This window comes from Mycetocola manganoxydans, from assembly GCF_003667545.1.
Lineage (GTDB): Bacteria > Actinomycetota > Actinomycetes > Actinomycetales > Microbacteriaceae > Mycetocola_A > Mycetocola_A manganoxydans.
In genome coordinates, this window is record NZ_RCUV01000012.1 from 20,477 (window position 1) to 38,798 (window position 18,322).

23 protein-coding genes are annotated in these 18,322 nt (G+C 65.0%); 4 read left to right on the forward strand and 19 right to left on the reverse strand.

Features of this window, described 5'->3' with window-relative positions; all coding sequences use genetic code 11:
• Positions 1-37: 37 nt before the first annotated feature.
• From D9V29_RS10970 to infC, 8 genes are all read right to left on the reverse strand, one after another.
• Positions 38-946: an amino acid ABC transporter permease gene (locus tag D9V29_RS10970; protein WP_121673373.1), complete on the reverse strand. Its 909-nt coding sequence runs from the start codon at positions 944-946 to the stop codon at positions 38-40.
• Positions 943-1,590, reverse strand: a complete 648-nt coding sequence (locus D9V29_RS10975; RefSeq protein WP_121673374.1) for an amino acid ABC transporter permease — start codon at positions 1,588-1,590, stop codon at positions 943-945. Before D9V29_RS10975 ends, D9V29_RS10970 begins: the two co-directional genes overlap by 4 nt.
• 86 nt (positions 1,591-1,676) lie before the next feature.
• Positions 1,677-2,582, reverse strand: coding sequence for a glutamate ABC transporter substrate-binding protein (locus D9V29_RS10980; RefSeq protein WP_121673375.1), 906 nt, complete (start codon positions 2,580-2,582; stop codon positions 1,677-1,679).
• A 59-nt stretch (positions 2,583-2,641) separates the two neighbouring features.
• Positions 2,642-3,469 (reverse strand): amino acid ABC transporter ATP-binding protein, encoded by an 828-nt coding sequence (locus D9V29_RS10985; RefSeq protein WP_121673376.1) that lies wholly within the window; start codon positions 3,467-3,469, stop codon positions 2,642-2,644.
• Between the two features lie 83 nt (positions 3,470-3,552).
• A complete protein-coding gene (locus D9V29_RS10990; protein WP_121673377.1) occupies positions 3,553-4,362 on the reverse strand; it encodes a TrmH family RNA methyltransferase in 810 nt (269 codons plus the stop codon).
• A gap of 106 nt (positions 4,363-4,468) precedes the next feature.
• Complete coding sequence (gene rplT / locus D9V29_RS10995) at positions 4,469-4,861, reverse strand: 50S ribosomal protein L20 (protein WP_121673378.1); 393 nt, start codon at positions 4,859-4,861, stop codon at positions 4,469-4,471.
• Between the two features lie 25 nt (positions 4,862-4,886).
• Positions 4,887-5,081 (reverse strand): 50S ribosomal protein L35, encoded by a 195-nt coding sequence (rpmI, locus tag D9V29_RS11000; protein ID WP_108390634.1) that lies wholly within the window; start codon positions 5,079-5,081, stop codon positions 4,887-4,889.
• Positions 5,074-5,691 (reverse strand): translation initiation factor IF-3, encoded by a 618-nt coding sequence (infC, locus tag D9V29_RS11005; RefSeq protein ID WP_121673379.1) that lies wholly within the window; start codon positions 5,689-5,691, stop codon positions 5,074-5,076. Before infC ends, rpmI begins: the two co-directional genes overlap by 8 nt.
• 236 nt (positions 5,692-5,927) lie before the next feature.
• Between infC and D9V29_RS11010 the strand changes: the two genes are divergently transcribed.
• The gene (locus D9V29_RS11010) at positions 5,928-6,293 is read left to right on the forward strand and encodes a DUF1844 domain-containing protein (RefSeq protein ID WP_183084991.1); all 366 of its coding nucleotides are present in this window, start codon (positions 5,928-5,930) and stop codon (positions 6,291-6,293) included.
• A gap of 195 nt (positions 6,294-6,488) precedes the next feature.
• Here the strand turns inward: D9V29_RS11010 and D9V29_RS11015 are convergent, their stop codons facing one another.
• From D9V29_RS11015 to D9V29_RS11055, 9 genes are all read right to left on the reverse strand, one after another.
• Positions 6,489-8,153, reverse strand: coding sequence for a DUF5671 domain-containing protein (locus D9V29_RS11015; protein ID WP_121673381.1), 1,665 nt, complete (start codon positions 8,151-8,153; stop codon positions 6,489-6,491).
• Positions 8,150-8,608, reverse strand: coding sequence for an LpqB family beta-propeller domain-containing protein (locus tag D9V29_RS11020; protein ID WP_121673474.1), 459 nt, complete (start codon positions 8,606-8,608; stop codon positions 8,150-8,152). The genes D9V29_RS11015 and D9V29_RS11020 overlap by 4 nt, the downstream gene beginning before the upstream one ends.
• A 51-nt stretch (positions 8,609-8,659) precedes the next feature.
• Positions 8,660-9,175: an SRPBCC family protein gene (locus tag D9V29_RS11025; RefSeq protein WP_121673382.1), complete on the reverse strand. Its 516-nt coding sequence runs from the start codon at positions 9,173-9,175 to the stop codon at positions 8,660-8,662.
• Positions 9,176-9,253: 78 nt separating this feature from the next.
• Positions 9,254-10,021 (reverse strand): SseB family protein, encoded by a 768-nt coding sequence (locus tag D9V29_RS11030; protein WP_121673383.1) that lies wholly within the window; start codon positions 10,019-10,021, stop codon positions 9,254-9,256.
• The gene (priA, locus tag D9V29_RS11035) at positions 10,005-10,751 is read right to left on the reverse strand and encodes a bifunctional 1-(5-phosphoribosyl)-5-((5-phosphoribosylamino)methylideneamino)imidazole-4-carboxamide isomerase/phosphoribosylanthranilate isomerase PriA (protein WP_121673384.1); all 747 of its coding nucleotides are present in this window, start codon (positions 10,749-10,751) and stop codon (positions 10,005-10,007) included. Before priA ends, D9V29_RS11030 begins: the two co-directional genes overlap by 17 nt.
• A 55-nt stretch (positions 10,752-10,806) precedes the next feature.
• The gene (gene hisH, locus D9V29_RS11040) at positions 10,807-11,457 is read right to left on the reverse strand and encodes an imidazole glycerol phosphate synthase subunit HisH (RefSeq protein WP_121673385.1); all 651 of its coding nucleotides are present in this window, start codon (positions 11,455-11,457) and stop codon (positions 10,807-10,809) included.
• Positions 11,454-12,062 (reverse strand): imidazoleglycerol-phosphate dehydratase HisB, encoded by a 609-nt coding sequence (gene hisB / locus D9V29_RS11045; protein WP_121673386.1) that lies wholly within the window; start codon positions 12,060-12,062, stop codon positions 11,454-11,456. The genes hisH and hisB overlap by 4 nt, the downstream gene beginning before the upstream one ends.
• Positions 12,059-13,141 (reverse strand): histidinol-phosphate transaminase, encoded by a 1,083-nt coding sequence (locus D9V29_RS11050; protein ID WP_121673387.1) that lies wholly within the window; start codon positions 13,139-13,141, stop codon positions 12,059-12,061. Before D9V29_RS11050 ends, hisB begins: the two co-directional genes overlap by 4 nt.
• 51 nt (positions 13,142-13,192) lie before the next feature.
• A complete protein-coding gene (locus D9V29_RS11055; protein ID WP_121673475.1) occupies positions 13,193-13,621 on the reverse strand; it encodes a LysM peptidoglycan-binding domain-containing protein in 429 nt (142 codons plus the stop codon).
• A gap of 292 nt (positions 13,622-13,913) precedes the next feature.
• Between D9V29_RS11055 and lexA the strand changes: the two genes are divergently transcribed.
• Positions 13,914-14,651, forward strand: a complete 738-nt coding sequence (lexA, locus tag D9V29_RS11060) for a transcriptional repressor LexA (RefSeq protein WP_229790536.1) — start codon at positions 13,914-13,916, stop codon at positions 14,649-14,651.
• A gap of 73 nt (positions 14,652-14,724) precedes the next feature.
• Positions 14,725-15,099, forward strand: a complete 375-nt coding sequence (locus D9V29_RS11065) for a bleomycin resistance protein (protein ID WP_121673388.1) — start codon at positions 14,725-14,727, stop codon at positions 15,097-15,099.
• A 146-nt stretch (positions 15,100-15,245) separates the two neighbouring features.
• Here D9V29_RS11065 and hflX read toward each other — a convergent pair whose 3' ends face one another.
• Positions 15,246-16,778, reverse strand: a complete 1,533-nt coding sequence (gene hflX, locus D9V29_RS11070) for a GTPase HflX (protein ID WP_121673389.1) — start codon at positions 16,776-16,778, stop codon at positions 15,246-15,248.
• Between the two features lie 41 nt (positions 16,779-16,819).
• Here hflX and D9V29_RS11075 point away from each other — a divergent pair, with 41 nt between their 5' ends.
• Complete coding sequence (locus D9V29_RS11075; RefSeq protein WP_121673390.1) at positions 16,820-17,434, forward strand: class I SAM-dependent methyltransferase; 615 nt, start codon at positions 16,820-16,822, stop codon at positions 17,432-17,434.
• Positions 17,435-17,436: 2 nt separating this feature from the next.
• On the opposite strand, the gene dapF is transcribed toward D9V29_RS11075, so the two are convergent.
• Positions 17,437-18,318: a diaminopimelate epimerase gene (dapF, locus tag D9V29_RS11080; protein ID WP_121673391.1), complete on the reverse strand. Its 882-nt coding sequence runs from the start codon at positions 18,316-18,318 to the stop codon at positions 17,437-17,439.
• Positions 18,319-18,322: the final 4 nt, after the last annotated feature.

An 18,322-nucleotide genomic window follows, 5' to 3' on the forward strand; every position in this document is an offset into this window, starting at 1 on the left:
CCAAGTCTACCGACGTGGAGCAGTGCCCCACGCAGCGCTACTGGATCGGGCCGGCGGTGCCGCCCATCTGCTGACCGATGAATGGCGCCTTGGCTGCTTCGAGGGTGTCTGCATCGCCCTTGCCTGGCTTGGCAATCTTCGGGCTGCGGCGAGTGCGGACCTCGACCCATTTGGCGATGCCAGCGAGGATGAGGCAGAGCACAATGTAGATGGTGCCGAACACGATCGTCGCCGGGATGATCGGTGAGCCGTAGGTGACCTGAGCTCCGTAGAACTTGGCGAGGTAGAGCAGCTCCTGGAAAGTCACGATGAAGCCGAGCGCGGTGTCCTTGAGCACGACGACCAGCTGAGAAATGATGACGGGCATCATCGCCCGGATCGCCTGCGGGAACAGGATGAGACTCATCACACCGCTCTTGCGGAGGCCGAGGGCGTAACCCGCCTCTTTCTGGCCGCTCGGCAGCGATTCGACGCCGGCGCGGAAAACCTCGGCGAGCACCGAGCCGTTGTACAGGGTCAACCCGGTCACGACAGCGACGAGCGGAGTCACGAAGGTGACGCCAAGCGGCGGGAGTCCGTAGTACATGATCATCATCAGGATGAGGACAGGGATGGCCCGGAACAGTTCGATGAACCACGTCACCGGGAGGCGAATCCAGGCATGCTGCGACAACCGGCCGATAGCGAGGACGAACCCGAGAACGAGGCTGAGGACCGCCGCCATTCCGAAGGCGGTGAGCGTGGCGATCGTCGCTTCGAGCACCTTCTGCTGCACGAGGGGGAAGGAGAAGATGCGCCATTTCGCCGCGGAGAACTGGCCGGTCTGCGCGAACTGGTAGACGACGAACGTAAGAAGGGCAGCGATGACCAGGATGGTGACGACACCGAGAATGCGGTTGCGTCTGATGGCGCGCGGGCCGGGGACGTCGTAGAGGACGCTGCTCATCGGAGGACCTTCCATCGACGTTCGAGTGATCGTTGCAGCCAGGCCAGAAAGCCGACGAGGATGACGAAGAAGAAGGCCACCCAGAGCAACACAACGATCGCCGGCTCACCGCGTTCGGAGAGGTTCGCTCGTATTGTTCCGGCTTCGGCCACCGAGAATCCCGCAGCAACGGTGGTGTTCTTGAGAAGGGCGATGAAGACGCTCATCATCGGTGGAATCACCGCGCGGAACGCCTGGGGCATGATCACGAGCGACATTGTCGGCCCGAACGGCAGCCCGATTGCGCGCGCTGCTTCGGCCTGACCGACGGGGACGGTGTTGAACCCCGACCGAAGGACCTCGGCCACATAGGTGGCGGTGTACACGCTCAATGCGATGATCGCCAGAACGGTGTAACCCGGGTTCGGAAGGTCCAGCTTCGGGTAGCCGAAGGCGAAGAAGAACATGAGAAGGGTCAGCGGGGTATTACGGATGAAGTTCACGTACACGGTGCCGACCCCGCGCATGATCGGCACCGGGGAGACGCGCATTGCGCCGACCACGATACCGATCACGAGCGCGAAGATCGCCGAGAAGAAGAACAGGATCAGTGTGTTGCGAAACCCTGAAATGAAGAGATCGCTGTTGTTCAGCAGGGTGTCCACTGGGTCCCACCTTCTTCCGGTTTATCGAGTGTGAAGTGTTGCAGATGTGGTGGCGGGGCGTGATGCCCCGCCACCGTTATCGGTTTCTAGTACGCGTCCACCGCAGGCTGCTCGACCTCGGTGCCGGAGAGTCCCAGCGTCGCGTCGTAGATGGCCTGCCAGGTGTCTCCACCCTCCGTGAACATGTCATTGATGAACGCGCGGAGAGCGTCGTCACCCTTGGGGAGGCCGACACCGTAACGCTCTTCGGTGAAGGGCTCGCCGACAACCTTGAGGTTGTCCGGGTCCTGTGCCGCGTAGCCGATGAGGATAGCGGCGTCAGTGGTGACAGCGTCGACCGATCCGTCGTTGAGCGCTTCGACGCACTGAGAGTACGTGTCGAATTCCTCGGTGTCGGTGTCGGGGAAGTTGTCCTTGATGTTCTGGATCGGCGTCGATCCGGTCGCGGAACAGACCGTCGTACCTGCCAGGTCGTCTTCGCTCTTGATGTCTTCGTTGTCAGCGGCGACGAGGATGCCCTGGCCGGTGATGAAGTACGGTCCAGCGAAGTCGATCTGCTCCTTGCGCTTGTCCGTGATCGAGTAGGTGCCGACGTAGTAGTCGATGTCACCGTTCACGATTGCGGACTCACGGTTGGCGCTCGGGATGGCGACGAATTCGATCTTGTCTTCGGCGAAGCCGAGCGATGCAGCGATCCACTTCGAGATCTCGATATCGAAGCCGGTGCGCTCGCCTGTTGCTGCGTCGAGGTAGCCGAGACCCGGCTGGTCTTCCTTGACGCCGATCTTGACGGAGCCGCGCTCGGTCATCTCGTCGAACGTCGGGCTGCCTTCGAGGTCGACATCCGTCGCGACCTCGAACAGCTCGCCGCTGGTTTCTCCTTCGGCGGGTGCGTCCGTGCCGGTGTCTCCGCCGCCGTCAGTGCCGGCGCAGCCGGTGAGGACGAGGGCAGCTGCAGCTGTGGCTGCGAGAAGCGTCAGTCTCTTCTTCATGATCTTCCTTTCTCGGTGAGGAGCCGGCCAGCCGGATCCTCGGTCTGCTGGTGCAGGTATCAGTGGGAGAGCAACTTGGACAGGAAGTCCTTCGCGCGGTCGCTCTTCGGTGCCGAGAAGAACTCTTCAGGAGTTGCTTCCTCGACTATCTCGCCGTCGGCCATGAACACGACCCGATCGGCGGCCTTTCGGGCAAAGCCCATCTCGTGGGTGACGACGATCATCGTCATGCCCTCGGACGCCAGCTGGATCATGACGTCGAGGACCTCATTGATCATCTCGGGGTCGAGGGCGCTTGTCGGCTCGTCGAAGAGCATCACTTTGGGCTTCATCGCGAGGGCGCGGGCGATCGCGACACGCTGCTGCTGGCCACCGGAGAGCTGGGCAGGCATCTTGTTCGCCTGCTTCTCGACTCCGACCCGTTCCAGCAGAACCATCGCGGCCTTCTCGGCATCCGCTTTGCTCTGCCCGCGAACCTTGATCGGTCCGAGGGTGACGTTTTGAAGGATTGTCTTGTGCGCGAAGAGGTTGAACGACTGGAACACCATTCCGACGTCAGCGCGCAGCGCAGCCAGCGCTTTGCCCTCTTCCGGGAGCTTCTTGCCGTCGATCCGGATCTCGCCGGCGTTGATCGTCTCGAGGCGGTTGATCGTGCGGCACAGAGTCGACTTGCCGGACCCCGACGGCCCGATCACCACGACCACCTCACCCTTGGTGACGGTCAGGTTGATGTCTTTCAGCGCCTGGAAGTCACCGAAGTACTTCTCGACGCCTTCCACGACGACGAGCGGCTCCCCCACACCAGCGACGATCGGGTTACTTGTCGTCTCATACCGGGGGCGGTTACGGGCCGCAGCCGCCGGTGTCTCATGCGCGTTCGACTCCATGGAGTCCAACGTAGGGGACGCCATGTTTCGCGCGCATGACGCGCCCGTTCCCGTTACTCAGTTGTAACCAAACCCGTCCGAGGTCAGGAGACGACGGAACGCTGCGCGAACGCCGATTCGTACAGGCAGACGGATGCCGCCGTGGCGAGGTTCATGGATTCGGCGTGACCGTAGATCGGCACCGTGACCGCGGCATCCGCTTCGAGCAGTTGCTCGTCGGTGAGACCGTGCGCTTCGTTGCCGAACAACCAGGCGGTCGGTTTGGCGAGGGTGCCGTCTGCACGCGCATCGAGGAGACTCGTGCCCTTGACGTCGGCGGCGAGAACGGTGAGACCGGCGGCGTGGGCGCGCTGGATCACGTTGGGCAGTTCAGCGCCGACGGCGATCGGCAGGTGGAAGAGCGAACCCGTGGTCGAACGGACGACCTTGGGGTTGTAGAGATCCACCGAGCGACCGGTGAGGATGACGGCATCCGCCCCCGCTGAGTCCGCGGCCCGGATGATCGTTCCGAGGTTGCCCGGGTCGCGCACCTCCTCGAGGATGGCGATGAGCTTGGGGCCCGCAGCGAAGATGTCCTTCATCGAGGTCGGGAACTGGTGCGCAACGGCGATGAACCCCTGCGGGGTGACGGTGTCGCTCATCACGTTGAGGACTTCTTCGGAGACGAACTCCACCTCGACGTTCGCGGCGGCGGCCTTTTCGGCGATGTCGCTGTAACGCTCGAGCGCCGTCGGCGTCGCGAACAGCTCGACGAACAGCTGCGGCCGGAATGTTAGCGCCTCGGAGACGGCCTGAGGTCCTTCAAGGAGGAAGAGTCCCGTCTCGGCACGACCGGGTCGTTTGGCGAGCTTGGCGACCGATCGGACGCGCGGAGAACGTGGATTATCAAGCACAGGCCCAGTCTACGAGCGGCGGGAGGCAGCGTCTGACAGGCTCGCGCGTTAACGCAACAACGGGCATCCCGCCGAAGCGGAATACCCGTTGCATGAAGCGAAAAACCTACGCTGCTGCGTCAGCCTTCGGAGCCGACGTGTCGGCCGGGAGGGCCTTCTTCGCGCTCTCGACGAGGGCGGCGAACGTGGCGGGCTCGTGAACGGCGAGTTCAGCGAGGATGCGACGGTCGACCTCGATGCCGGCAAGACCAAGACCCTGGATGAGGCGGTTGTAGGTCAGGCCGTTGGCGCGCGATGCCGCGTTGATCCGCTGGATCCAGAGACGACGGAAGTCGCCCTTCTTCTGGCGGCGGTCACGGTACGCGTAAACCATGGAGTGGGTGACCTGCTCCTTGGCCTTCCGGTACAGGCGCGAACGCTGACCCCGGTAACCCTCAGCCCGCTCGAGGATCTTCCGACGCTTCTTGTGAGCGTTTACCGCCCTTTTTACTCTTGCCATTGTCTATATTCCTAACGGGTCTGGTCTAGTGACCGAGAAGCTTCTTGATGTTCTTGGTGTCGGCCTTGGACACAAGCTGGTCAGTGTTCAGGCGACGCTTGCGCTGGCCGGACTTCACTTCGAGGTTGTGACGCATGCCCGACTGCTGCTTCTTGATCTTGCCGGAGCCAGTGAGCTTGAATCGCTTCTTGGCGCCGGAGTGGGTCTTCTGCTTAGGCATTGTTTTCCTCCTGCTTAGCTGCCTTGTCGGCAGCACGATGTGCGTTGGCCTCGGCCTTGGCCTCTGACTTGTTCTTCAGAGGTCCAATGACCATGACCATGTTTCGACCGTCGATCGTCGGGGCGGACTCAACAGTGCCCAGCTCCGCCACATCTTCGGCAAATCTTTGGAGCAAGCGCACGCCCTGGTCGGGGCGGGACTGCTCACGGCCGCGGAACAGGATCATTGCTTTGACCTTGTCGCCACCCTTGAGGAATCCCTCAGCGCGCTTTACTTTCGTCTCGTAGTCGTGCTTGTCGATCTTGAGGCGGAAACGAACCTCTTTGAGGATCGTGTTCGCCTGGTTGCGCCTGGCTTCCTTCGCCTTCTGCGCAGCCTCGTACTTGAACTTGCCGTAATCCATGATCTTTGCGACCGGTGGCTTGGAGTTCGGGGCGACCTCAACCAGATCGAGCTCGGCATCCTGCGCAAGACGCAGTGCCACCTCGATTTTGACGACGCCGACCTGTTCTCCGGCGGGACCGACGAGGCGAACCTCGGGGACGCGGATACGGTCGTTTGTACGGGGATCGCTAATGCGTAGCTCCTCTAACTCAAATCTCGTGACCACCGATTCAGACGGATGCCTGTACCGGGCGAGAGAGGAGAAATACCACACTGCAACCACGATGGTTAAACACCATCGCAGCGGCTCGTACCCTGACTACCTCGGCATGAAACCATGCGTTCGGCGGAGTACAACAACCCGGTAACCTTAGTGAAGCGGTCAAGCGCGGGTGGGAAATTTCCTCTTTCGTACCAGGACAAAAGTCCCGGAGCCGTCCAGAAGTCTAGCAGAGGTTGGCAGTGAGCACTAACGAATCCCCTTACGACAACGTGGAAGACGCAGCAACGGATGCCACACGCGACATCGCAGACGTCGGCGCCGTCGAGGTGATCACCACCACCGCCGTCCACCTCATGAGCGCAGCAGCCGTCAAGTGCGGGCTCGCCGATGACCCGGATTCGCAGCAGGACCTCGATGAGGCGCGCAAGCTCATCAACGCGCTGGCCGGCCTGATCACCGCGGGAGCCCCGGAGATCAGCGACATGCACGCACGGAGTCTCCGTGACGGACTGCGTTCGCTGCAGCTGGCGTTCCGCGAGGCATCCGTTCTTCCCGACCCCATCGGTAAGGGGCCGGGAGAGAAGTGGACGGGGCCGGTTAACTAGGCCACCAACGGCTCCGCGGCGTGCGCCGCGTCCCCGCCCGTGGACGCCCGTCCACGCCCTGGACGCGGCACACACCGCTTCGCCTTCGTTTGCCAGTTCACTTCGGCTGGAAGGCTGCTGGACTCATCGGCCCGCAATGTTCGGTTTTCGGCCGCGAAAGCGACATTTGGGACCGATGAGCGACGCCGGCGCGCGTCAGTCCGCCAGCGGCACGACCTCGAGGCGCATCGCAGGACCCGCGAGAACGAGGACCCTCCTGCCGGTGACCCCGTCGAGGGCACGAGCCAGACTCTCCGGATCCGGTGACGGCTCCGCCACTGCGGGCGACGCCGCGTCCAGCTGCACCGCAGATGCCGTCGGCCAGACGGTCACGGTCGCTCCCGTTCGGTCCCGGATAACGTCGACGAGCGGTGAGGCGTTTGCAGCAGTGACGAGGATCACCTCGCCGATGGTGCGCAACCGTTCGGCGGGCGCGGACGCAGCGGCATCCGCACGGTCGTGCCGCCAGACACCGAAGTGGTACCCGGCAACGAGCGCTGTCGCCGTCAGGAGCCCGAGCGGTGCACGGATCTGCTCGATCAGATTCCCACCGCCCTGAAGGAAGAACTCGAACAACCGGTACCCGATCACGAGCAGCGTGATGAGCGCAACGATGGCACTCAGCCCGAAGACGGCGATGAGGTAGATGCGCCGTCCTGTTCCCGCCGCGGCGGCATCCGTCGGCCGGAAGGGCCGCCAGGTGAACCACCACACGACTCCCCCGACGAGCAAAGCGCTCAGGCCTCCGAGGAGCAGTGATCGCAGGTCATCGCCCGCCAGCCGTGTCGCGAAGATTCCGAGAGCCGAGTTGACGACGATACCGAGTCCGGATGCCGCCCCGACGAGGCCGATACCGCTGGTGGCCAGGATGCTCGCCTGCCTCACGGCGGGAGTGCGGCCCAGGGCGACCCCGCGTGAATAAGTCCAGATCACCGCTCCGATCAGTGCGGCGGCAATCGCGACTCCGAGCGGCGACAGCAGGACCCGGATCGGATCGGTGCTGTCGAGCAGAAGCCGGAGGACAACGTAGAGAACGGTTCCGACGCCACCCAGCGTTGCGAGGGCGGCGAGGAGAATGCCGATCAGAATGAGTGCGACGTTCGCGAGACCCGTGGTCGTGGTGCGGGCGCCCTCCCGATACCAGTGCCATGCCCAGACGAGCAGTCCCCCGGCCGCCCAGACCAGGGTCTGGAATGTTCCCACCCACCACCGCTCGCCAATCGTGGGCGCCGCCGTGAGATCGATGATCGCTGCATCGAAAATCCCGGCCAGCGTCGCGATCGCGCTCCCAGCACCGAGCAGAATTCCGAACGCTGCGCCGAGAACCGCCGGTACCTCCGCGAGCCGGAGGGGGCTTTTCGCCGGATGCCGCCACATCCACCGATGCCACACCCACACCGCCGCGAACACCACAGCCGTGGCGCAGGCGGAGCCATCCCACTCCCCGTCGATGAGGGCGGCGACGACCCCGACGAGCGAGACCGTTGCCGTGATCACCGCGACGACAGAGGCCAGTGAGATGTAGAGCCCCCAGGTCAGCGCGGCGCGCTCGGCGGGCTCCGAAAGGCGGCGCCACGACGCCCACCACAGCAAGGTCGCGAGGGGGCCACCGATGAGAGTGAACGCGAGAGACTGTGCGAGTGCTCCCGTGCTCTCGCCGGCGATTACCGTATCCGGTTCGAGGACGAGAGCGAGAAGGCCCTGCAGACCGGTCGCCGCAATGATGACGAGGGCGAAGAGCAGCGAGTAGACGATGACACGTCGAATGGTCTGCCCTGCCGATGACCCTGTCGCCGGCTCGTATGGTGCGCTGACGGTCATCGGATCTCACCGTCCATCAGGCAGATCGTCAGTTCCCACGGCGCAACCTCGATGCGCCAGTCGCCGCCTTCCCGCGTCAGTTTGACGTCTTCCTCGTAGCTGTATTCGCTCCCGAACGGTCCACTGCCGTTCTGGCTGATCTGCACCCGGACATCCGCTGAGTTCTCACGAACATCGGTGGAGATCAGGGCGACCCTCAGATCGCTTGTGACGCTCTGTGTTGTCCCGCATTCCTCACGCGCGTCGTCCGAAAGCCAGTTGAGCGCTTCATCGTCATCGCCATCCAGCACCGCTGCGGCATACCGCTGCACGACACCCTCAGGAGTGGACTCATCGAGCACCTCCGGTTCGCCCCGCGTGAACACGATGGCGAGCGCGACGATGACGAGGACCGCGATCGCGACGAAAAGGAGGAGAAGGTTCCGCCGGACAGGAGCTGAAGTATCGTGCGTCATGTCGTCAGTATGGCGCAGCCAGGTTGCCGCAGGCATCCCGCAATCGGGAGGTTACCCTTTCGAGACCCGCGCGACTTCCGCGGCGTAGTGGGCGACCTGCGCCGGGTAGTAATCGTCCCAGTCAGGGAGCGGGACTCCTGCGCGCGAGGCAACGAGCATGTCGAGGTAGTACTCCCAGCCCGGTCCGCTCGATTCCGCGACGGCGGCATCCGCGAGCGCGTGCACGAAGGTCAGTTCGGTCTGCCCGGCATGCTCCTCCAGTCGTGCCTCGAGCACCCAGTCGTCCTCCTGGGGGTCATCAGACACGATCACCCGCAGTCGCTTCTCGGGTTCGCACGCCTCGATGTGGACGGTGCTCCATGCATCGCCCTCTTCGAACGACATCCGGAGTTCGACGGTGCGGCCGACGCCCGGTTCGCCCCGCCACGGGCCGAGCCATCCTGCGGTTCTTCCCGGATCGGTGAGGCTCGCCCACACGTCTGCGGCTGTCGCGTCGAACGTCCGGGTGAGCGCAAGTTCGACGACCTCTGACGTTCTCCGGACGACGTGGCCTGTTGCACCGGGCATGGGGCTCCTTCCGAGCTCTCCCATCGGACCACGCTGCAGCGGTCAGGTCAAGGACGGATGCCGCTCCCTCGCTGCGGATCAGGCCGACGCTTCGAGCTTCACGCGGAGCGAATCCACGCGGGTGGCGATCACGTCGCTGGCCGCCCAGCGTTGCGCCAGCCGGTTGAGCGTCGTGTCGAGCTCCGCCCGGGTGAGACCGTCAACGAGTTCCAGTCGCACGACCACTTCCGGTCCGCCGAGCCTGGCGGCGGGGTCTCCCGCCGCGAGCCGGACGTTGAGGACCGCGAGTTCCGACGTGACGCTCGTGAGGAACGCGTCGAGAACATCCGGGTCGAGGTAGCCGGGCGCCCAGGGCTGCGATTGCGCGATCGCCCACAGTGCTGGCCGCCGGATCGCGAATTCGGTCGGACTCGTCGGGTCGAGCACGACGAGGTCGGTGTTCTCGCTCGCCGCCGCGAGTGCGACACGGATGCCGTCGGCTGGCACCGGTCTCGCTCTCGGGTTCCACGCCGACAGGGCGTCGACCGAGGAGAACACGGGAAGGACGTTGCGTCCGTCCGGCCCGCCGACGGTGACGATGGACAGCTCTTGCGTCTTGTCGACCTTCTGGCCGTTCGGGCCGACGCCGACGTCGCCGGCGTGCGCGACCAGCGGGATCAAGAGGCGGGACGCGCGGAACGCGTCGACGACATCCGCTTCTCCGGCGTTGCCGCTGTGGAACCGTTCAAGCGCATCGATCAGCGGCCGGGGCGCCGACCCGTCATCGGTGGACGGGGTGTGGTCGCCGAATGAGCGACCCTCCCACGGCTGGCCGGCGGAGTCCGCTGGGTTAGTCGGATGCGACATCCAGCGCCTCAGCGAGCGTGAAGGCGCCCGCGTAGAGTGCCTTCCCGACAATCGCACCCTCGAGTCCGAGCGGGACGAGCGACCGCAACGCAACGAGGTCGTCGAGGCTCGACACACCGCCGGACGCGACGACCGGCCGGTTGGTCCGCTCGAGGACCTGGCGGAGCAGGTCGAGGTTTGGGCCCTGCAGTGTGCCGTCCTTGGTCACGTCAGTGACGACGTAACGGGCGCAGCCGGCCTGCTCGAGCCGGTCGATGACCGTCCACAGGTCTCCGCCGTCGCGGGTCCAGCCGCGCGCGGCGAGCGTGGTGCCGCGGACGTCGAGGCCGACGGCAACGGCCTCGCCGTACTGGCCGATGACGTTGGCCGCCCACTCGGGGTTCTCGAGCGCGGCGGTTCCGAGGTTGATGCGCTTCGCACCGGTGGCGAGAGCCGCTTCGAGCGAGGCATCATCACGGATGCCGCCGGACAGCTCCACCTTGACGCCGCGGACCTGCTTGATCACCTTGCGGATCACGCCGGCGTTGTTGCCACGCCCAAAAGCGGCGTCAAGGTCGACGAGGTGAATCCACTCGGCCCCCTGGTTCGCCCAGTCCGCAGCGGCGTCGACCGGGTCACCGTAGTTGGTTTCGGTGCCGGCTTCGCCCTGCGTCAGGCGCACGGCCTTGCCGTCGGCGACGTCGACCGCAGGAAGCAGGACGAGCTTCGGGGTCGTGTTGAACTCACTCATGGTTGTCCTTGTTGTTTGCTCGGGTGTGGCAACGGGGTGCCGCAGAAGATGAACGTCAGTCGGTGGAGAGGGAGGCGACCCAGTTCTTGAGAAGCCGGATCCCGGCATCCCCCGATTTTTCGGGGTGGAACTGGGTAGCGGAAAGGGGGCCGTTCTCGACGGCGGCGATGAACCGGGTGCCGTGTTCGGCCCAGGTCACCCGGGGTGCGGGGAACGGTGGGGTCACGTCGAGCGTCCAGTCTTGAGCGGCGTAGGAGTGCACGAAGTAGAAACGCTCGTCGCGGAGTCCGCGAAACAGCACGGAGTCTTCGGGAGCGTCGACGGTGTTCCAGCCCATGTGAGGCAATACCGGGGCGTCGAGCTCGGCCACGGTGCCTGGCCATTCGCCGAGGCCCTCGGTTTCGAGCCCTCGTTCGACGCCCTGTTCGAACATCACCTGCATGCCGACGCAAATGCCGAGCACTTTGCGACCGCCGGCGAGCCTGCGGTCGATGACTTCAGCGGCACGCGACGAACGGAGTTGTTCCATCACTGCGCTGAACGCGCCGACTCCTGGCACGAGGAGCCCGTCGGCTTCGAGGGCGCGGGCGCGATTGCCGGTCAGTTCGACCGACGCGCCCGCGGCTTCGAGAGCCTTGACGGCGGAGTGCACGTTGCCGCTGCCGTAGTCGAGGACGACGACACTCGGGGTGGAGCCGCTGCTCACAGGGCACCCTTTGTAGAGGGGATACCGGTCACCTCGGCGTCGAACGCCTTGGCCTGCCGGAATGCACGGGCGAACGCCTTGAATTCCGCTTCGGCGATGTGGTGCGGGTCGCGTCCGCCGAGCACGCGGACGTGAACGGTGAGCGCGGCGTTGTAGCTGATGGCCTCGAAGACGTGGCGCACCATGGAACCGGTGAAGTGACCGCCGATGAGGTGGAATTCGAACCCCGCCGGCTCGCCGGAGTGCACGAGGTAGGGGCGTCCGGAGATGTCGACGACCGCCTGCACAAGGGCTTCGTCGAGCGGCACGAGAGCGTCGCCGTACCGTGAGATGCCCTCCTTGGTGCCGAGCGCCTGCCGGATGGCCTGGCCGAGGGCGATGCCGATGTCTTCGACCGTGTGGTGCACGTCGATGTCAGTGTCTCCGCTGGCCCGCACGGTGAGGTCGGTGAGCGAGTGCTTCGCGAATGCCGTCAGCAGGTGATCAAAGAACGGCACCGTCGTGTGGATGTCGCTCGTGCCCGTGCCATCGAGGTTGATCGCGAGGTCGATGGTCGACTCGCTCGTCTCACGCTGGACGTGCGCTGTGCGCTCTACGGAGTTCATGGCTTCGAGCCTATCGCGGCCATGGCGTCGAGGAATGCGGTGGTCTCGGCCTCGGTTCCTGCGGTCACCCGCAGCTGCCCTGGGAGCCCGATGTCACGAATCAGGATGCCGCGCTCGAGTAATGCCTCGAACAGGGCGTGCGGGTTCTCCACTCCCCCGAACAGAACGAAGTTGCTGTGGCTGCGGTACGGGTGAAATCGGAGCTCCGTGAGGCCGGCGCTGATCCGGTCCCGCTGCACACGGATGTCGTCCACCATGGCAAGCATGGCCGTGCTGTGCAACAACGCCGCCGTTGCTGCCGCCTGCGTCAGCGCGGAGAGGTGGTAGGGCAGGCGGACCAGACGGAGAGCATCCGTCACGGCCGGGTCTGCCGCGAGGTAGCCGACGCGGACGCCGGCAAACGCGAACGCCTTGCTCATTGTGCGGGAGATGAGGAGGCGGTCTCGTCCGGGGAGAAGCGTCAAAGCGCTCGGGATGTCATGGGGTGCGAACTCGACGTAGGCCTCGTCGACGACGACGATCCCGTCGGTCGCGTCGTAGACCGCAGCGATCGTCTCGAGTGACAGCGGTGTACCCGTCGGATTGTTCGGAGAGCAAAGGAACACGATGTCGGGCTGGGCCTCGGCGACAGCAGCCGCCGCAGTAGCCGGTGAGAGCTCGTACTCAGGGTCGCGTTCGGCGCCGATCCAGGCGGTACCGGTCCCCGATGCCAGAAGCGAGTACATCGAATAGGTGGGAACGAAACCCAGGAGGGAACGACCGGGTCCACCGAAGGCCTGGAGGACCTGCTGGAGCACTTCGTTGGATCCGTTGGCCGCCCAGATGTTGTCCCGCGTGAGGCCGTGCCCGAGGTAGTGCGCGAGGCTGTCGCGCAGTGTGCTGAACTCGCGGTCGGGGTACCTGTTGGCCCCGAGCACCGCAGACGCCAGCGAGGTGACGATGTCGCGAGCGACCTCTTCGGGGATCGCATGAGTGTTCTCGTTCACGTTGAGCGCGACAGGCACGCTCTTCTGGGGAGCCCCGTAGGGCGTCTTGCCGCGAAGGTCGTCGCGGATGGGCAGGGACTCGAGAGAACTCACCCGGTAAGTTTACCGGCGGCCGGCAGGGCCACTGCCCGCCGCGTCAGAGACTCAGTTCGCGTACTGCTCGGGGATCGCGATGCGCTGGCCGGGAGACACGGTAGAGGTGTCGAGCTGGTTGAGACGCATGATGTCGGCGATGACGTCGCGGGGGTCAGACTCGGGTGCAACGGTTGCTGCGAGCTGCCAGAGGGACTGCCCCGACTCGATGGTCTCGTACTCGAAGACGACCGTGCTTGAGGTGGAGTTTGCGACAGCCGGCAGGGCGTTGACCCCGAGCCAGGCGGCGATGCCGACGAGGGGCGCTGCCGCGAGAGAGGTGAAGACCACTCGTCCGCGACGCGTGAGGCGCATTTTGGTCGCCGGCCGGGATTGCGTCTGCGAGCCTGACTGGCGGGACGGAGCGACGGGCGTCGGTCGCATCGCTGCCGATCGGGACGAAAGTGCCGGGCGGATCGGTGTGATGACTGCTGTGCTCATGGTGTGTGCCTCCTGCGTGCTGACGATGCTGTGCTGTTTGCGGTGCTGTGCTGCTTCGGAGTATTCGTATCCGACTCCCGGCCGGGGGAGCCGGATACGAAGCTGTGTTCCGAATATATATTCGATTGTTCGAACATTCAACCCCATATTCGGACTTTCTTTGAAAAGAGTGCCGACACACTCGAACAAATGTTTGTTGCCAGTCGACTCCGAAGCTAGGGTTTGACTACTGGTTGAAACTCAACCAGCGACCACTGACATTGGCCGGCCCCGCCCGCCAGACGGGAGTGACATGACGCTCAACAAGAGGGATGCCGCTGCAACTACCGGGAGCGCTGCTGCTTCGGCGAAGCCCAAGCGTGTGCTTGCCGAGAAGCCGACCACACGTCGCCGCAAGAACCTGAGCGAGAAGCAGCTGGCCATTCTCGACGTGATCCAGCGGTCGGTGACCTCTCGCGGTTATCCGCCGAGCATGCGCGAGATCGGTGACGCCGTCGGCCTCGCCTCGCTATCGAGCGTCACACACCAGCTCAACCAACTCGAGCTCAGCGGATACCTCCGCCGCGACCCGAACCGACCGCGCGCCCTCGAGATCCTCATCGACCTGCCCTCCCAGTCGGCCGAAACCGACTTCGAGAACCAGACGCCCGTCGGTGACGCCGCCATGGTCCCGCTGGTCGGCCGGATCGCCGCCGGCGTTCCCATCACGGCAGACCAGCAGGTCGAAGAAGTGTTCCCGCTCCCCCGGCAGCTCGTCGGAAAGGGCGACCTGTTCATGCTCAAAGTGTCTGGTGAGTCGATGATCGACGCCGCGATCTGCGATGGCGACTGGGTTGTCGTCCGTCAGCAGCAGACGGCCGAGAACGGAGACATCGTCGCAGCAATGCTCGACGGCGAAGCGACCGTGAAGGTGTTCCGCCAGCGCGACGGCCACACCTGGCTGCTCCCCCGCAACTCGAGCTTCGAACCGATCCTGGGCGATGAGGCCGACGTCCTCGGCAAGATCGTGGCGGTTCTCCGCGCGGTCTAGCCGTACCCGCCACTCGTCGTGCGACGGATACCGGCGCTTCCGGCGCGAGAGCGGCGCGACTATCGTGATCGGCATGTCCGAGCGCGCCGTTCCCATCCTCCCCGGTCGCGATTTGAACGAGACTCTCGGCTTCTATGAGCGACTCGGCTTCGAGAACCGTGGTGCGCCGCCCGAGGAATGGGACTACCTCATCCTCGGACGCGGATCACTTGAGCTGCACTTCTCATCGGAGCCCGGCGTCGACCCCCTCACGACGGCGTCGATGTGCTACCTCTACGTCGATGACGCGAACGCCCAGTTCGATGAGTGGCGCGAACTCGTCGTCGGCAACCGTGCCACCGGCAGTCGGATCGTCCCGCCAGTCGTCACCGATTACGGGATGATCGAGTTCGCCATCGTCGACCCGAGCGGAAACCTGATCCGTATCGGGACTCCGGCCGACAAGTAACGGGAACGACGCGCCACGCGGCATCCGGCATCCCTGCCCGGTCGATTCTGGCTACAACCGGCGCCGAATCTCGACCAAGACTGACCGGGCAGCCGCGCGAACAGCCGAAACCGACCGAGCGACACACACAATGCGCCGCGGAGGCGTCAGCCCCGGCGGGTGAACTCCGCGACCTGCGCGGCAAGTTCCTCGGATGCCATCGCGCGCACGTGGGTGCCTTCCTCGAGGTAGTCGAGGTGATCCACCCGCCCCCGGCGGTGCAGCATCGAGATGACGTCTCCCCTGTCGTACGGTACGAGGAGGTCGAGCTCGATCGACGGGCTCGGCAGAAGGGTTCCGAGCGCGGTGAGGATCTCGTCAATCCCCTCCCCTGTGCGCGCTGAGGCGAAGATCGCGTTCGGCTCGAGGCCGCGCAGCAACAGCCGGTCGTCCTCGCTGACGAGGTCGCTCTTGTTGAAGACGACGAGCTCAGGGATGTCACGGGCACCGACATCGCCGATGACGTCGCGGACGGTCATCAACTGGGCAGCAGGATCGGGGTGCGACCCGTCGACGACGTGCACGATGACATCCGATTCCGCGACCTCTTCCAGGGTGGAGCGGAACGCTTCGACGAGCTGGTGCGGCAGATTGCGCACGAAGCCGACGGTGTCGGAGATCGTGTAGAGCCGGCCGTCCTCGGTCGCGGTGCGGCGGACCGTTGCGTCCAGCGTCGCGAACAGGGAGTTCTCGACGAGAACTCCCGCCTTGGTGATCCGATTGAGCAGGCTTGACTTACCGGCGTTGGTGTACCCGGCGATCGCGACGGATGGCACCTCGAAACGGTGGCGGTTGGCGCGCTTCGCCTCACGTGCGGGGCCGAAGCCCTTGATCTGCTTGCGCAGCTTCGCCATCCGGGTGTGGATCCGGCGGCGGTCGAGCTCGATCTTCGTTTCACCCGGACCGCGGGAACCCATACCGGCTCCGGCTCCACCGACCTGACCACCGGCCTGCCTGGACATCGAGTCACCCCAACCGCGAAGGCGCGGGAGGAGGTACTCGAGCTGGGCAAGTTCGACCTGCGCCTTACCCTCGCGGCTCTTCGCGTGCTGGCTGAAGATGTCGAGGATGACGGCCGTGCGGTCGATCACCTTGACCTTGACGACGTCCTCGAGCGCACGACGCTGGCTGGGTGCGAGCTCGGTGTCGGCGATCACGGTGTCTGCGCCGAGCGCGGCCACGATGCCACGCAGCTCTTCCGCCTTGCCCTTGCCGAGGTAGGTGCTCGGGTCAGGAGTCGGGCGGCGCTGGAGCATTCCGTCGAGGACGACGGCGCCGGCGGTCTCTGCCAGGGCGGCGAGTTCGCGAATGGAGTTTTCAGCTTCCTGCAGGGAACCCTGCGAGTAGATGCCGATGAGCACCACATTCTCGATCCGGAGCTGTCGGTATTCGACCTCGGTGACGTCTTCGAGCTCTGTCGAGAGACCGCGGACACGGCGGAGTGCCTGACGGTCTTCGCGGTCGAACTGCTCGCCATCGTGGTTGTCATCGTCGCGGGCGCCGCTGTCGGCGTCGAGCGCCTCGGCCCTGCCCGCTCCGAAAAGTGCATAACCGGACGCACGCGTCTCAGCGTTTTTGAGCACGCGGGCCACGGCGTCGTCGCCTTCGGTGAGGTCTGGGGTGTCGCTCTGAGATGTCATCAGTGTTAACCCTAACCCGTGCGGTCGAGTAACGTTCGGGTATGGCCAGCGAACACTATTTCACCGGCGTGCCCGGGACCGAGCTCAAGCTGCGGACCGTCACGGTGCACCTCGCAGGCGAGGAGCGTGAGCTCACGACCGCCAACGGCATCTTCAGCCCGGCCCGGATCGACCAGGGCACCCAGGTGCTCCTCAGCGAGACGCCGCGTCCTCCCGCGACGGGCAACATCCTCGACCTCGGTTGCGGCTGGGGACCGATCGCGTTCACCATCGCTTTCGCATCGCCGGATGCCACGGTGTGGGCCGTGGACGTCAACGAGCGCTCGCTCGAACTCGTTCGGATGAATGCCGAGAAGCTCGGACTGACCAACGTCAAAGCTGTACTTCCCGACCAGGTTCCCGGCGGCCTCCTGTTTGACTCGATCTGGTCGAACCCGCCGATCCGCATCGGTAAGCAGGCCCTGCACGAGATGCTCGAACACTGGCTCCCCCGGCTCACCCCTGGTTCGGACGCCTGGCTCGTCGTGCAGAAGAACCTCGGCGCGGACAGCCTCCATCGCTGGCTGCAGGAGCAGTTCGGGAGCGATCTCGACGTGACGCGCGAAGCGATCAGCAAGGGCTACCGCGTCCTGCGCGCCTCCCGGCACGCCGACTGACCTCAGCCCAGTTCGAGCGTCCCGGTGTAGACGAGGTCGGCCGGGCCACTGAGCCCCACGTGCTCACCGTCCTGGGTGGCGAACATTCGTACCCCGAGGGTTCCTCCTGGCACGTCGACGCGCCAGGCGTTCGGGGCGGATGAGCCGGCCCAGTGCCGCGTCGCCAGGGCGGCGGCGGCCACTCCGGTTCCACAGGACAGGGTCTCACCGCTCCCCCGTTCATGCACGCGCATCGTGATGCGGCCGATCCCGTCGGTCACGAGCGGGTCGTGCGGCACGACGAACTCGACGTTGGCTCCATCGATGGGTTCCGGTTCGATCCGCGGAACGTAGCTGAGGTCTGCGGACGCCAGCTCGCTCTCATCGGCGAGGGCGACGACGACGTGCGGGTTGCCGACATTGATCCCGAGCCCCGGCCGGGCGACCTTGAGCTCCTTGGCGCGCACGAGTGGCTCTCCCCCGTCGAGCGTCCACCGGCCGAGATCGACCTGGAATCCGTTCGTCGACCGCTGCACGTCGCGCACACCGGCACGTGTGCCGATGGCGAGGGTGTCACCCGACTCGAGTTCCACAAGGCCCTGGTCGAGCAGGTAGCGAACGAAGACGCGGATGCCGTTTCCGCACATCTCCGCGATCGACCCGTCCGCGTTGTGGTAATCCATGAACCACTCGGCGTTCTCGTCCTCGGCGAGTGCGGCGGCACCCGCTTCGAGGTTCCGTGAACGCACGGCGCGGATGACACCATCGGCGCCGACGCCGAAGTGCCGGTCACAAATCGCGGCGATCTGCTCCACGCTCAGCGGTATCCTGCCATCCGGGTCAGCGTAGAGAACGAAGTCATTGCCGGTGCCGTGGCCTTTGGTGAACGGGAGCGTGAATGCCATGGCT